The following is a 14,952-nucleotide window of genomic DNA, read 5'->3' on the forward strand; positions in this document are numbered from 1 at the left end:
CAATCTGAGCCATGATCAAACTCTTCAATTAAAGTTTTGTTGTTTCTTTCGAAACGGCTCAATGAATACTGACTTCAAAACTACCTTAGTAATTTTAAAGCTATTATCGTTCCAACAGAACGATAATGAATTGACTGTGCCAAATAACCGTAGTTATTTGTATTGGTCACTCAGTTCATTGATAAATCTTTCGACTTAACTATTCAACGAGTGCCCACACAGATTGCATGGTCAAATTGTTAAAGAACAACACTGATTTTCGTTGCCAGCCAATGGCTTGCTCCGTGTCAGTGAGGTCGTATTATAGAGACTTCGATCACGTTGGCAAGGCCTAAATTGCAATAAATTCGTCATATTTGCCCGAACGTCCAAATAACGATCAACCCGTTATGTTTTGGTTGTTAATCACACGAATTTTTCGCTATGGTGAAGGTATAACTTCGATTGAATAAACATTTTTATGACATTTTCTCTGCGCCAATACCATAATCATCAACCACAAATTGCCAATACTACTTATATAGATGCCACTGCGGTCGTTATCGGTCAGGTTACTATTGGTGAAAATAGTAGTTTGTGGCCATTAGTGGTTACTCGTGGGGATGTTAATCACATTAAGATTGGTCAACGCAGTAATATTCAAGATGGTTCAGTACTTCACGTTAGTCGCATCAGCGCTACTAACCCCAAAGGTTATCCACTTATTATAGGTAATGACGTAACGGTTGGGCATAAAGCCATGTTGCATGGCTGCCAAATTGAAGATCGGGTATTAGTCGGCATGGGAAGCATTATTTTAGATGGTGCAATTATTGAGCATGACGTCATTATTGGTGCTGGAAGTTTAGTACCTCCAAATAAACGTTTGGTGTCGGGATTTTTATATGTTGGCAGTCCTGCCAAACAAACACGTCCATTAACAGAAAAAGAAAAAGCATTCTTACTTCACTCAGCCAATAACTATGTCGTTTTAAAAAATGAATACCTCAACGAAAACTATGATAATAGAAAAAAGTAAGCCTCATCTTATGAGAGGACTTACTTTTGATATCCAATCATTCAATAACGATATCTCCGTTATCATCGAAAGATTCATCTTCAATCATCACTTCGGCTAACTCTTCTAGATCAAACCGCAATGAAGAAAACTCAGCCAAGATATCAGCTTGGTTATTTAAAGCCTTACCACTATGCTGTTGTAACCAGGCTAAGGTAACCCAGCAGATAATCAATGCCCCTCCCTGTTGAGCTGGAAAGTTAACAGCTTGTCGAACGGCATCCCATGATTGGATATCTGAAAATAAAATATCTTGGTTCATTACTTTTACTCTTGTAAAGTTCGGCGTAACTCGCGTTGTACTTGTTTCGCTCCTGGACGAAGGCCGCGCCATAGCACAAAGCTTTCCGCTGCTTGTCCAACGAGCATTCCTAATCCATCTAACGTTTTAACTGCGCCATGCTCTTTTGCCCAACTATTAAAAGAGGTGATCGTTGAGCCATAAACCATGTCATAGCATGTAGTATTCGTACCAACCACCGTAGATGATATCGCTGGCACATCCCCAGATAAACTGGCTGAGGTTGAATTAATGATCACATCAAAAGTTTGGCTCTCAAGTTGAGCTTGCTCTAATGCAACAACATTACCGAAAGCAGAAAAGAACTCTGCTAATTGTTGTGCTTTGCTTACAGTACGATTTGCAATAACCAATTGTTGAGGTTGTTGTGCTAATAATGGCAAGATCACACCACGAGCAGCACCACCTGCACCTAATAATAAGATGCGTTGATCTTTTAGCTCAACATGCTGAGTGATGAGATCTTGTACCAGACCTTCACCATCGGTGTTATCACCTAACACACCACCATCATCCAATTTTTTAAGTGTATTTACCGCACCAGCCAAACGAGCGCGCTCGGTCAGCATGGTCGCATATTGATAAGCTTGCTCTTTAAATGGCACCGTGATGTTACAACCTTTACCGCCATCCTGAAAAAATGCATCTGCCGCTTGTACAAAACCATCAAGCGCTACTAGTTGACTGGTGTATGTCATCTGCTGGCTCGTTTGGCGGGCAAACAATGTATGGATGAACGGAGATTTACTTTGCCCGATCGGGTTACCAAATACGACGTACTTATCCATATACGAATTCTCCCTTTATATTAAGAGGTTCTATCACTTTAAGATCTGAGCTCAATAATTAACTACCACTCTCGCGGCTTTAAATAATCCAGATACAACCGCGCTTCTGCTGAATTAGGTTCTGGCTGATAGCAATATTCCCAGCGCGCTAATGGTGGCATCGACATTAAAATAGATTCCGTTCTTCCGCCACTTTGTAAGCCAAATAAGGTGCCACGATCATAAACCAAATTAAATTCCACATAACGTCCACGACGATAAAGTTGAAATTCACGTTCGCGCTCACCATAAGGTAATTGATGTCGCTGAGCGACTATCGGTATATAGGCATCAACAAAACCATTACCAACCGCTTGCGTATAAGCAAAGCTCTTATCAAATCCCCATTGATTGAGATCATCAAAAAATAGCCCACCCACACCGCGGGTTTCATTACGATGCGGTAAGAAGAAATATTTATCACACCATGCTTTGTGTTGTTGATAAACATCATCACCAAACGGAGCACAAATCGCTTTGGCTGTATCATGCCAGTGCTGGCAATCTTCATCAAAAGGATAAAATGGGGTAAGATCAAAACCACCACCAAACCACCACACTGGCGCTTCACCGTCTTTTTCAGCAATAAAAAAGCGAACATTGGCATGAGAGGTTGGCACGTAAGGATTATTGGGATGGATCACTAATGACACTCCCATCGCCTCAAAACGTCGACCTGCTAGTTCTGGCCGATGTGCTGTCGCGGATGCTGGCATCTCATCGCCATAAACATGGGAGAAATTAACCCCTGCTTGCTCAAACACAGTGCCATTACGCAATACTCGACTACGACCACCGCCACCTTGCTCACGCTGCCATTGATCTTGTTCAAATACCGCACTGCCATCTTGTTGTGCCAATGCGTGGCAGATGGTGTCTTGAAGTTGGAGTAAAAACGTTTTTACTGCGTGCTTATTAAGCTCTATTTGCTCACAATCTGTCATTAACTACCCCTGACGGAAAATATTACCCGTTTGGGCATCTCGAATTTCAGAAGGATTAGTACGACCTCCGGTTTCACCATCAAGTATCGCTGCCAGTTTATCTCCAAGTTGCTGTTCAACATCAGCTACCGTTCGTCCTGGCTCAAGTCCGGTTAAATTGGCACTGGTTGATGTTAAAGGCTTGCCAAACTGACGACATAATTGCTGAACCAATGGATGATCCGTAACCCGCACTGCAATGGTGGTAAATTGACCGGTTAAAAAAGCTGGTACATTAGATTTGGTTGGCATTACCCAAGTTACAGGCCCCGGCCATGATGCCAATACCGTTTGTTTTTGCTGCGGTGTTAATTGACTATCATCGATATAAGGCAATAACTGCTCATAGTCAGCTGCAATTAAGATTAAGCCTTTTTCTATTGGGCGCTGTTTTAAGGCTAATAATTTATTCACAGCCTGTTGATTATCAGGATCACAACCAACACCAAATACCGCCTCGGTTGGATATCCAATCACTTGACCTTGCTTTAATGCTGTCACTACTTGGGTAATATTTGCCACAAATTCCTCTGCTCTTTATTCAGCTGATAGTTTATTTTTTTAGTTAGATAATCATCATACCGACACATGCTTAACAACACCATTTAAGGTTAATCATAGCGTAACTTTACCTGCGCAAACGTTTTCCTTTGGAGTAAATCACCGTATAATGGCGTAAATAACACTTTAGTCGTTCATTACCTATAGGAGATCGGAATGAAAGTTGGAATTATCATGGGATCAAAATCTGATTGGCCAACCATGCAACATGCCGCAGAAATGCTCGAGCGCTTTAACGTTGCTTACGAAACTAAAGTGGTTTCAGCTCACCGTACTCCTCATCTATTAGCAGAGTATGCTGAAACAGCCCGCAATCGCGGTATTAGCGTCATTATTGCTGGTGCTGGCGGCGCTGCACATTTACCGGGCATGACCGCTGCGTTTACCAGTTTGCCGGTGCTAGGTGTACCTGTGCAATCTCGCGCTTTAAAAGGCATGGACTCACTATTATCAATTGTGCAAATGCCAAAAGGAATCGCCGTTGGTACCCTTGCCATTGGTGAAGCAGGTGCCGCCAATGCCGGTTTATTAGCCGCTCAAATCATTGCTACTCACAACCCAGAGGTTTTAGCGGCTGTTGAAGCTTTCCGCCAGCAACAAACCAATACTGTACTCGATAACCCGAACCCGACTGAGGATGCATAATGAATCAGGTACTGGTACTTGGTGCTGGCCAACTTGCACGAATGATGGCACTCGCCGGCGCACCACTGAATATTAATGTTATCGCCTACGATGTAACTACCACCAATGTTGTACACCCTCTAACCCAACAGTGCCAATCATTATCACTGATTGAAGCCATTGCCGCAGCCGATGTTATTACCGCTGAATTTGAACATATTCCTGATGCAATTTTACGCCTCTGCGCAGCCAGTGGTAAATTTAAGCCTCACCCTGATGCTATCAAAGCCGGTGGCGATCGCCGCATTGAAAAAAACTTATTAACCAATGCTCAAGTTGCTAATGCGCCATACCATATTATTAATAGTCGTGCAGATTTAGACGCTGCGATTACTGCAATTGGATTACCGTTGGTATTAAAAAGTGCCTTAGGCGGTTATGACGGTAAAGGCCAATGGCGCTTAAAAAACCGTGACCAAATTGAATCCGTATGGAATGAAATGGCGCAATGTATTGCGGCAAGTGATAACCAAGCGATTGTGGCAGAAAAATTTATCGGTTTTGATCGTGAAGTATCTTTAATTGGTGTGCGAAATGCTAAAGGGGAAATAAAAACCTATACCCTCAGTGAAAATGTTCACACTGATGGCGTACTTAGCTTATCAACCGCCATTGTTGGTGACAGTGCCCTGCAACAACAAGCCCAGCAGATGTTTACCGCGGTTGCGAAACAATTAAGTTATATTGGCGTGCTGGCGTTGGAATTTTTTGAGGTTAATGGCCAATTACTGGTTAATGAAATCGCCCCTCGCGTCCATAATTCAGGTCATTGGACTCAACAAGGCGCCGAGACATGCCAATTTGAGAACCATCTTCGAGCAGTGTGCAATTTACCATTAGGCGGCACCGAACTTATTCGCCCAAGTGCTATGATCAATATTCTCGGCCAAGATAGCGTTCCCGAAGCGGTATTAGCCTTAGATAATTGCCATGTACATTGGTATGGCAAAGAAAAGCGTGACGGTCGTAAAATGGGTCATATTAATGTCTGTGCGGCAACCCCAGAACAATTGCAATATCAGTTAATGTTATTAGGGCAAATATTACCTCCGCAGTACTTTCCTGCACTACCACACTAAATAACCTATAAAAAAGCCTGCACTATTTATGCAGGCTTTTAGTTTTCATCGTTAATTAACTTATTTTTCAATTTCTTGATAAGCATTACATTTTCGATCAGCGCACTGCAATTTGATGCCACTGACTAATTTCTTTTCTAGCAACAAAGCAAATCCACACTGCTGGCATGTACCAATTACGGGTTTATTATTAACGGCAAAACGGCATTGTGGGTATTTATCACACGCATAAAATAGTTTGCCATACCGTGATTTTCGCTCAACTAAATGCCCCTGATGACATTCAGGGCAATCAATATCAGTTTGCTGAGGCTTTTTTTCTGGCGATGCAAGGTAATGACACTCAGGATATGCTGAACAACCAATAAACATTCCATAACGACCTTGGCGTAAAACCAATGGCTGAGCACATTCAGGGCATGGCATATCGAGCTGTTTAACTATGTGACCATCATTTTGTTTAAGGGGCTGAATATAGTCACACTCAGGATAATGCTCACACCCCAAAAAAGGACCATGCTTACCAAAACGCATCACTAAATCAGCGTTGCACTGTGGACATGATTGATGCTGTAAAGCGTGCTCATGGGCTGCAAATAAGGGCTCACTGTCGGTGGTCATTTTTAATGAAGACCTCCATCTTCTGCGCCATATAATAATTCCTCGACCTGATCATAGGCCGCTTCATTACCGGGAGCGTTAAACAGCACCATTAGAATAATCCACTTTAGATCATCTAGTATAAATTCTTGAGTATCGAGTTCCATCACTCGATCAATCACCATTTCTCGCGTATCAGCATTAAGAACATCAATTTGCTCAAGGTAAAGCAAAAAACCTCGACACGCAGTATCCATACGTAACATTTCTTTGTCGGTATAGATGCGCATTGACGTTATCGCGCTATGGTTAACATACGGTGTATTTTCTGTTTCTTGTAAAGCAGCCAGTTTTTCAAGCCACTCTAAGGACTTGTAAATATCATCCTGATGAAAACCTGCACGCAGAAGCTCCTCTGAGAGTTCGTCTTGATCGACTAATAACTCAGCTTCGCTTTGAATATAGGTTTCAAATAGATACATAAGAATATCCATCATAACTAGCCCCTCCTCGTTCTGATATAACCACCGGGCACTGCAGTCACCCAACCGGACAGTTCTAATTCTAATAATTGCGGTAAAATTTGGTGGATGGGTTGTTTACAGCGTTCAGCAACGACATCTACGGGTGTTGCTTCGGTGCCTACGTTAGCCAACAGTGCAGGAAATGGCAATTCTTCATTTTGCTTCGTTGCTAAAGGCACGCCTATTTGATGGTTTATTGCACATTCTGTCAGGCTTCCTACCTCTTCATAAATATCAGCCGGACTTTCTACCAGTTTAGCACCTGATTTAATCAGCGCATTACAGCCACGACTGGCAGGATTATGAATAGAACCTGGCAGTGCAAACACTTCACGTCCTTGCTCCAACGCATAACGAGCGGTAATTAATGAGCCACTTTTTTGCGCCGCCTCAATTACTAATACTCCGGTCGATAAACCACTTATAATACGATTTCGACGCGGAAAGTTTTGCGGACACGGCTGTTGTTGTGGCCAAAACTCTGACACTAATGCTCCTTGTTCAGCAATGCTAGCTGCCAATGTACGATGTCGAGCAGGGTAAATTTGATCAAGCCCTGAGCCTAATACCGCAATGGTTAATCCACCGGCTTGCAATGCCCCTTGATGTGCCTGACCATCAATCCCTAATGCTAATCCACTAGTGACTACATAATTATTAGCGGCTAACGCTTTTGCAAAATTGAACGCCGATTCGCGACCATCAATGGATGCCGAACGACTACCAATGACTGCTATTTGAGGAGCGGCTAACGCGGTCACATCTCCACGAATAAACAATATCGGTGGCGGTGACGAAATCTGCTTTAATAGATGAGGATAATGCGCTGAAGCGAGAGTTAAAATATGCTGTTGTGGTGCTTGCTGCCATTGTAATGCATGCTCTAAGCGCTGTTGATTAGGTTGCAACAACGCCTGTATTTGTTTGGCCGTTAACCCATATTGCTGCAATTGTTCTGCTGTCATTGCCACGAATTGCGATGGACTCGCATCGGCTAACAAGCGCTGAATACGGCTGCCCCCCAATGAAGGAACAGCCGCCAGTTGTAACCATGCAATAAGCTCTGTGTCAGTCATCACAATGATGAGCGTGGCGCCTGAGCAACCACACCGGGTTTAAACGGTTGCTGGTTATTTAGTACCACCGCTAAACTAAAATATTCATAAGGGCGTAATACCATCGCTTGAGCTACAGCGACAGTGCCGAGCTGAGTACTATCGGTTAATAAAGTGCTGGTTTGATAATGATATTGACCTTTTTTACCTTGCACCTGCGCGCCGGGTTTAAACAACTCAAATACTTGCCCAGCAACCATGCCATCGAGATGACCACGATCAAGCACAATCACATCGTAATTAGAAATATAACTATAACCACTGATTTGGCCCAATACTGTCGCAGATAATGATGCTGGCGGTGTCGTTGGTGAAAACGATAAGTCATGCTGAATATCAGTACCTAATAATGGCAATAAAATATCATTGGGCATAATTTCTTGTTGAAAACGATCAACCTGTAATTGACTGGTAACACCATCACTGGTTATCACTGTTACATCTGCAATTTCTTTAAGGGTTGATATCTTAGCTGTAATCGCTGTTTTCTCTGTCTGCTGTTGCTCATCAGTTCGAACAAAGTCTTGCTCTAAACGGTACACACGCCATTGACTGGTCGGCACTAATGACTGATCAGCCCACAACACATCACCAATAGAAAGGTAACCACGCTCTTCACTGGTGCCAAGGATCTGTGCTTGAGTCGTTAACGCCTCAGCACTGATCAACTTATCTTGTGCCACATATGCCACCATTAAATACCCTGGTAACGCAGTGATCGGCTGGCGTACAACTCGTACTTGTGGGGATAATTTAAGGTGTTTTTTCAGGCTTAATTGGGGTTTACCATTGACCCAAATAAGGTGCAAACGATCACCGGGATAAATTAAATGGGGATTTTTAATATAACTGTTTTTTTGCCATAACTGAGGCCACGACCAAGGGTTATTCAAAAATACTGCTGAAATATCCCATAAGGTATCGCCTTTTTTAACCACATAAATTTTCGGGTGGGTATTTTTTAACTGTGGTTGAGGGGCGGCAACCAACGACGGCATAAAAAGAATAAAACTAACGATAATAACCCATTGCCTCATGTGATCCGTTCCTTCGATTGCACAAGTTGCGACCTAGCGATATTAAAATAATCACTCATATTGGCAAAGGTTGGCATTAGCTCTTTGAGATGTCGACCGTTTAACAACCACTGCCCAAGGCTTTTCGGCTTATATCACGGTTTAATAATCACTGTTACATCGAGAATGCTTTAACTTTGCTAAGAGCTAACATAAATTTTTTCAACGGCCGTAGTCGCTATTTCACGCCCCCAGTAACGGTTAACAACGACTGCACGCATTAGGTACTGTTATTTGAACGCTAAAATGACTAGAATTAGACCAACAACGCTATATCTTTCTAGTAACCGTTAACGAATTCGAGCCCTTATGTCGCTATTGCCAGTTTTAATCTTTCCAGATGACCGCCTACGTACTGTTGCCAAACCCGTAGAGGCGATTACGCCACAAACTCAACAGATCATCGATGACATGCTTGAAACCATGTATGACGAAGAAGGTATTGGTCTTGCGGCAACCCAAGTCGATATTCATCAACAGATTGTGGTTATTGATGTTTCTGAACAACGTGATCAACCAATGGTATTGATTAACCCTCAAATTACTGCTGCCCATGGTGATGATGGTATTGAAGAAGGTTGCCTTTCGGTACCCACAGCGCGCGGTTTTGTACCACGTGCAGCAACAATCACCGTTGCTGCATTAGATCGTGACGGCAACAACATTACTTTTGAGGCCAATGACCTGCTAGCAATTTGTATTCAACATGAATTGGATCACCTAGCTGGCAAACTGTTTGTTGATTACTTGTCGCCACTTAAGCGCCAACGCATTAAAAGCAAACTAGAAAAATTAAAACGTTCTCACTAACAACACCCACCATTCGAGGTTATCTTGAGCAAACCATTACGCATTATTTTTGCAGGTACGCCTGACTTCGCCGCCCGTCATTTGGCGGCGTTATTGTCTTCACAGCATCAAGTTGTGGCAGTTTATACTCAGCCAGATCGTCCTGCCGGTCGTGGTAAAAAACTCACTGCAAGCCCAGTTAAAAATATCGCCGTAGAACACGATATTCCGGTGTTCCAACCAGCCTCACTGCGTAATCTTGAAGCTCAACAACAACTCGCTGCGATTGAAGCCGATATTATGGTTGTTGTGGCTTACGGTTTATTACTCCCCCAAGAAGTGCTTGATACCCCGCCACTCGGTTGTATTAATGTTCATGGATCTATTTTGCCACGCTGGCGCGGCGCGGCACCGATTCAACGTTCAATTTGGGCCGGTGATAAAGAAACGGGCGTGACTATCATGCAAATGGATATTGGCCTTGATACTGGTGACATGCTACAAGTGGCGACATTACCGATCACGGCGACCGATACCAGCGCTACTATGTATGAAAAATTAGCAGATCTTGGCCCAAGTGCATTAATCGAGTGTTTAAATGATATTGCTAACGGTACCGCAGTCGCGACCAAGCAAGATGATACTCAAGCAAACTACGCTAAGAAATTAAGCAAAGAAGAAGCCCAAATTGATTGGACTATGGATGCAACAGCCATTGAACGTTGTGTACGTGCGTTTAATCCATGGCCAATGAGTCACTTCACTGTCGCAGAACAAACGATCAAAGTATGGCAAGCCAGTGTTGAGAGTGATAACCAAGGCCAGTTACCGGGTATGATTTTAGCTGCCGATAAACACGGTATTGTGATCGCTACAGCTAATGGCGCTTTGCGTCTATTATCTCTGCAACCACCAGGTAAAAAAGCCATGTCAGCGGCAGATTTATTAAATTCGCGTCGAGAATGGTTCCAAGTCGGTAACCAACTTTAAATACCAAGGCCAGGGTTAAGTCACTGGCTTTTCTTTTTCAGATTAACCACGTAGCGCCAGCACCAACAGCGCTCAGGAAACAGCTATGAATGTAAGAGCCGCAGCGGCCAAAGTAATTTATCAGGTCGTCGATCAAGGGCAGTCATTGTCTGCCGCGCTACCGCTAGCGCAGCAGGAGATCAGAGAACGTGATCACGCTTTATTGCAGGAAATCTGCTACGGCGTATTACGCTGGCTACCTCGATTAGAGTCAATCACTCAGGCATTAATGGAAAAACCATTAACCGGTAAACAACGGGTTTTTCATCACCTGATTTTAGTTGGCTTATATCAACTTGGTTATATGCGCATTCCTGCTCACGCTGCGGTTGCTGAAACAGTTGATGCTACCAAGACTCTTAAAAAACCCCAATTACGCGGCTTAATTAATGCTATTTTGCGTAGTTACCAGCGTCAAAAAGAGGCCCTTGATGAACAAGCTATCAGTCACGATGCGGGTAAATATGGCCATCCAAGTTGGTTATTAAAATTACTTAAAGCCAGTTACCCAGATCAATATGCGGCTATTTGTGAAGCTAATAACACTAAAGCGCCAATGTGGTTACGCGTAAACAGCCACCATCATGATCGTGATACCTACCGTGCTTTATTAGACGCTGAAGGTATTGCAACCGAATTACACCCGCAAGCGGCGGACGCACTACGCTTAATTTCACCGTGTGATGTGACCAAACTACCAGGCTTTAGTGATGGTTGGGTATCGGTTCAAGATGCAGCAGCACAACTAGCAGTGGATTACCTAACACCACAAGCGGGTGAGTTAATTCTCGATTGTTGTGCAGCCCCTGGTGGTAAAACGGTTCATATCATGGAGCGAGTACCTTCAGCACAAGTGGTGGCGATTGATTGTGATGAAAATCGCCTTAAACGCGTTTATGAAAACCTCACCCGTTTAAACCTGACCGCACAAGTTTTATGCGCTGATGCGCGTTATCCTGAGCAATGGTGGCATGGCGAAAAATTTGATCGTATCTTGCTTGATGCACCATGTTCAGCAACAGGCGTTATTCGTCGTCACCCTGATATTAAGTGGCTCCGTCGTGGCGAAGATATTGCCGCATTAGCATTACTACAAGCAGAGATTTTTGATGCGATGTGGCTGCAATTAAAACCAGGGGGTACCTTGGTTTATGCGACATGCTCTATCACACCACAAGAAAACTGTGATCAAGTAAAAGCTTTCTTAGCCCGCACAGCTGACGCAACCTTAGTCGATAGCGATCCCGCTTCTCCTGGGCGTCAGATCCTTCCAGGTGAAGAAGCAATGGATGGTTTTTACTACGCAGTATTAACTAAAGCAAACTAAGATAAATCACTAACAATAGCGGAACTTGACTTCAATGTTCCGCTTTTTAGTCTCTTTTATACGCCACCTATTGTCTATTTTAATCGACAATGACTGTTGGTTGGCATTACTCATCAGGCATAGGCTATGAAAATTATCATTCTCGGGGCTGGACAAGTTGGCGGCACGCTTGCTGAAAACCTTGTTGGCGAGAATAACGATATAACCATCGTTGATAAGAACCCAGATCGTCTTCGTGAACTGCAAGATAAGTACGACCTACGGGTTGTACAGGGGTTTGCAAGCCACCCACAAACATTACGTGATGCTGGGGCTCAAGATGCAGATATGTTGGTTGCCGTCACTAACTCTGACGAAACGAACATGATTGCCTGCCAAATCGCGTTCTCATTATTTAACACCCCTAACCGCGTGGCTCGCATCCGTTCTCCTGAATATTTGCGTGAAAAAGAGCAATTATTTCAATCCGATGCGGTTCCTGTCGATCACCTTATTGCACCAGAAGAATTGGTTACCGATTACATTGAACGTTTAATCGAATACCCAGGCGCATTACAGGTGGTAAGCTTTGCTGAAGAAAAGGTCGGTTTAGTGGCGGTAAAAGCCTACTACGGCGGCCCATTGGTCGGTAATGCCTTATCAGCCCTACGCGAACACATGCCACATATTGATACTCGTGTTGCGGCAATCTTCCGTCAGGGTCAACCTATTCGTCCTCAAGGCACAACGATTATTGAAGCCGATGATGAAGTGTTTTTTGTCGCTGCGAGTAATCATATCCGTTCGGTAATGAGCGAATTACAACGCTTAGAGAAACCCTACAAACGCTTAATGATTGTTGGTGGTGGTAATGTCGGCGCTGGTTTAGCCCGCCGTCTAGAGCAAAACTACAGTGTCAAACTGATCGAACACAATCAACAGCGGGCTGAAAACTTATCCGAAATGCTGCAAGATACGATCGTCTTTTGTGGCGATGCTTCGGATCAAGAATTACTCAGCGAAGAGCACATCGAACAAATTGATGTCTTTATTGCTGTTACCAATGACGATGAAGCCAATATCATGTCGGCAATGCTGGCTAAACGCCTAGGTGCCAAAAAAGTCATGGTCCTTATTCAGCGTGGCGCTTATGTTGATTTAGTCCAAGGTGGCACCATCGATATTGCGATTTCACCTCAGCAAGCAACGATTTCAGCGCTACTTACCCATGTTCGTAAAGCTGATATTGTGAACGTATCCTCATTACGTCGTGGTGCAGCCGAGGCGATTGAAGCCATTGCTCATGGTGATGCCAGCACCTCAAAAGTCGTTGGTCGTGCCATTAGTGAAATTAAACTGCCACCTGGTACTACTATCGGTGCTGTTGTGCGTGGCGAAGAAGTGCTAATCGCCCACGATCGCACCATGATTGAACAAAATGACCACGTAGTTATGTTCTTAGTTGATAAGAAATATATCCCTGACGTTGAACGTCTTTTCCAACCGAGTCCCTTCTTTTTGTAACTGCTTATGGTTAATTTACGTCCAATATTATTTGTACTCGGACTGGTGCTATCTAAAATAGCCCTGTTTATGTATGTACCTACCTTAGTGGCCTTTTTTACCGGCACTGAAGGTTTTATGGATTTTGCTGCAGCAGTGGTTATCACCCACTCTGTGGCTTTCTTATTACTTTCTTACGGTAAAACTGACGAGTTTAAGCTCAGCGTGCGGGATATGTTCCTGATCACCACGCTAGTATGGACCGTTGCCAGTGCCTTTGCTGCGCTGCCATTTGTCTTTATTAATCACATCAGCTTTACTGATGCGTATTTTGAAACCATGTCGGGCATCACCACTACTGGCTCAACCGTATTAAGTGGCCTCGATCAAATGGCACCGAGTATTTTACTGTGGCGCTCAACCTTACAATGGTTGGGTGGGGTCGGCTTTATTGTTATGGGGGTAGCTATTTTGCCGATGCTCAATGTCGGCGGTATGCGGTTATTCCAAACCGAATCGTCCGATTGGTCAGATAAAAGCTCACCTCGCACCAAAAGTGTCGCCAAAAATATCATTAACGTGTATTTGATTCTCACCGTGCTGTGTATCATTGCGTTTATGTGTGCTGGCATGAATACTTTTGATGCTATCAACCATGCTTTTACTACCCTTTCAACCGGCGGGTATTCTACCTCTGACGGCTCAATGAACCACTTTTCACACAGTGCACAATGGGTTGCAACCTTCTTTATGTTTGCTGGTGGACTACCATTCCTATTGTTTGTGCAAGCGCTAAAAAAACGTCATCCACGGACGTTATTTGGTGATGCGCAAGTGAAGGGTTACACCTTATTTGTGGTGGTGGCGAGTTTAATTGTTGCGGCCTGTCTGATCTTTAATAAAGGTTATTCAGTCGTTGATGCAATGCGATTGTCGTTTTTTAATATCATCTCAGTGGTAACCACAACCGGCTTTGGCCTTGGTGATTTTACCGCTTGGGGGCCATTACCAACGATTATTTTTGCATTCACATTACTGGTTGGTGCTTGTTCTGGATCAACCAGTGGCGGGATTAAAATCTTCCGTTTCCAAATTGCTTTTGCGCTATTACGCAAACATATCATGCAATCTATTCACCCATCAGCGCTGTTCATTCAACGCTATAACGGCCGTCCGGTAACCGATGATATCGTACGTTCAGTGGTGGCACTGGTGTTTACGTTTATCATGACCATTATCGTGATTGCTTCAGTGTTAGCATTGCAAGGTTTAGATCCGATCACCAGTATCACCGGTGCGGTCACCGCAGTAGCTAACGTTGGTCCAGGTATGGGAACCATCATTGGCCCTACGGGTAACTTTGCCAGTTTACCTGATTTATCGAAATGGACGTTAAGCTTAGGCATGCTAATGGGACGTTTAGAAATATTAACCGTATTAGTGGTTTTTGCTCCCGCTTTTTGGCGAGATTAATAAATACCGCCCCCCAAAATAAAAAAAGAGAGCGCGCTCTCTTTT

At 43.7% G+C, this 14,952-nt stretch carries 15 protein-coding genes and 1 pseudogene; 8 read left to right on the forward strand and 8 right to left on the reverse strand.

The window, feature by feature from the left end; genetic code table 11:
* The first annotated feature begins 460 nt into the window (after positions 1–460).
* A complete protein-coding gene (locus PMAL9190_RS17765; RefSeq protein WP_087846465.1) occupies positions 461–1,018 on the forward strand; it encodes a gamma carbonic anhydrase family protein in 558 nt (185 codons plus the stop codon).
* A gap of 37 nt (positions 1,019–1,055) precedes the next feature.
* Here the strand turns inward: PMAL9190_RS17765 and PMAL9190_RS17770 are convergent, their stop codons facing one another.
* From PMAL9190_RS17770 to tsaC, 4 genes are all read right to left on the reverse strand, one after another.
* Positions 1,056–1,319: a DUF1488 family protein gene (locus PMAL9190_RS17770; RefSeq protein ID WP_065167696.1), complete on the reverse strand. Its 264-nt coding sequence runs from the start codon at positions 1,317–1,319 to the stop codon at positions 1,056–1,058.
* Positions 1,320–1,324: 5 nt separating this feature from the next.
* Positions 1,325–2,146: a shikimate dehydrogenase gene (gene aroE / locus PMAL9190_RS17775; RefSeq protein ID WP_087846467.1), complete on the reverse strand. Its 822-nt coding sequence runs from the start codon at positions 2,144–2,146 to the stop codon at positions 1,325–1,327.
* A 62-nt stretch (positions 2,147–2,208) separates the two neighbouring features.
* The gene (hemF, locus tag PMAL9190_RS17780; RefSeq protein ID WP_087846469.1) at positions 2,209–3,129 is read right to left on the reverse strand and encodes an oxygen-dependent coproporphyrinogen oxidase; all 921 of its coding nucleotides are present in this window, start codon (positions 3,127–3,129) and stop codon (positions 2,209–2,211) included.
* Positions 3,130–3,132: 3 nt separating this feature from the next.
* Positions 3,133–3,690 carry an L-threonylcarbamoyladenylate synthase type 1 TsaC gene (gene tsaC / locus PMAL9190_RS17785; protein ID WP_065167698.1) on the reverse strand — a complete coding sequence of 186 codons (558 nt, stop codon included), beginning with the start codon at positions 3,688–3,690 and terminating at the stop codon, positions 3,133–3,135.
* A gap of 195 nt (positions 3,691–3,885) precedes the next feature.
* On the opposite strand from tsaC, the gene purE reads away from it, so the two are divergent.
* Both purE and PMAL9190_RS17795 read left to right on the forward strand, forming a co-directional pair.
* Positions 3,886–4,374, forward strand: a complete 489-nt coding sequence (gene purE, locus PMAL9190_RS17790; RefSeq protein ID WP_087846471.1) for a 5-(carboxyamino)imidazole ribonucleotide mutase — start codon at positions 3,886–3,888, stop codon at positions 4,372–4,374.
* Positions 4,374–5,492 carry a 5-(carboxyamino)imidazole ribonucleotide synthase gene (locus PMAL9190_RS17795; RefSeq protein ID WP_087846473.1) on the forward strand — a complete coding sequence of 373 codons (1,119 nt, stop codon included), beginning with the start codon at positions 4,374–4,376 and terminating at the stop codon, positions 5,490–5,492. The genes purE and PMAL9190_RS17795 overlap by 1 nt, the downstream gene beginning before the upstream one ends.
* Before the next feature lie 60 nt (positions 5,493–5,552).
* Here the strand turns inward: PMAL9190_RS17795 and PMAL9190_RS17800 are convergent, their stop codons facing one another.
* The 4 genes from PMAL9190_RS17800 to PMAL9190_RS17815 are packed head-to-tail and all read right to left on the reverse strand — an operon-like array spanning position 5,553 to position 8,768.
* Positions 5,553–6,113: a DNA topoisomerase family protein gene (locus PMAL9190_RS17800; RefSeq protein WP_087846475.1), complete on the reverse strand. Its 561-nt coding sequence runs from the start codon at positions 6,111–6,113 to the stop codon at positions 5,553–5,555.
* 2 nt (positions 6,114–6,115) lie between these two features.
* A complete protein-coding gene (locus tag PMAL9190_RS17805) occupies positions 6,116–6,589 on the reverse strand; it encodes a DUF494 family protein (protein WP_065167701.1) in 474 nt (157 codons plus the stop codon).
* Positions 6,590–6,591: 2 nt separating this feature from the next.
* Positions 6,592–7,692 (reverse strand): DNA-processing protein DprA, encoded by a 1,101-nt coding sequence (gene dprA / locus PMAL9190_RS17810; protein WP_087846477.1) that lies wholly within the window; start codon positions 7,690–7,692, stop codon positions 6,592–6,594.
* Positions 7,692–8,768: a LysM peptidoglycan-binding domain-containing protein gene (locus PMAL9190_RS17815; protein WP_087846479.1), complete on the reverse strand. Its 1,077-nt coding sequence runs from the start codon at positions 8,766–8,768 to the stop codon at positions 7,692–7,694. Before PMAL9190_RS17815 ends, dprA begins: the two co-directional genes overlap by 1 nt.
* 348 nt (positions 8,769–9,116) lie before the next feature.
* On the opposite strand from PMAL9190_RS17815, the gene def reads away from it, so the two are divergent.
* The 5 genes and pseudogenes from def (at position 9,117) to PMAL9190_RS17840 (ending at position 14,907) form a co-directional block, all read left to right on the forward strand.
* A complete protein-coding gene (gene def / locus PMAL9190_RS17820) occupies positions 9,117–9,617 on the forward strand; it encodes a peptide deformylase (RefSeq protein WP_087846481.1) in 501 nt (166 codons plus the stop codon).
* Positions 9,618–9,641: 24 nt separating this feature from the next.
* Entirely contained in the window at positions 9,642–10,586 is a 945-nt protein-coding gene (fmt, locus tag PMAL9190_RS17825) for a methionyl-tRNA formyltransferase (RefSeq protein ID WP_087846483.1), read from the forward strand.
* A gap of 82 nt (positions 10,587–10,668) precedes the next feature.
* A pseudogene (rsmB, locus tag PMAL9190_RS17830) lies at positions 10,669–11,952 on the forward strand (16S rRNA (cytosine(967)-C(5))-methyltransferase RsmB); the annotation flags it as partial.
* 126 nt (positions 11,953–12,078) lie between these two features.
* Positions 12,079–13,455, forward strand: a complete 1,377-nt coding sequence (gene trkA / locus PMAL9190_RS17835) for a Trk system potassium transporter TrkA (protein ID WP_060999322.1) — start codon at positions 12,079–12,081, stop codon at positions 13,453–13,455.
* A 6-nt stretch (positions 13,456–13,461) separates the two neighbouring features.
* Positions 13,462–14,907, forward strand: coding sequence for a TrkH family potassium uptake protein (locus tag PMAL9190_RS17840; RefSeq protein WP_060999321.1), 1,446 nt, complete (start codon positions 13,462–13,464; stop codon positions 14,905–14,907).
* The last annotated feature ends 45 nt before the right edge of the window (positions 14,908–14,952 follow it).

The organism is Photobacterium malacitanum (genome assembly GCF_900185615.1).
In the GTDB taxonomy this organism is placed as follows: Bacteria; Pseudomonadota; Gammaproteobacteria; order Enterobacterales; family Vibrionaceae; genus Photobacterium; species Photobacterium malacitanum.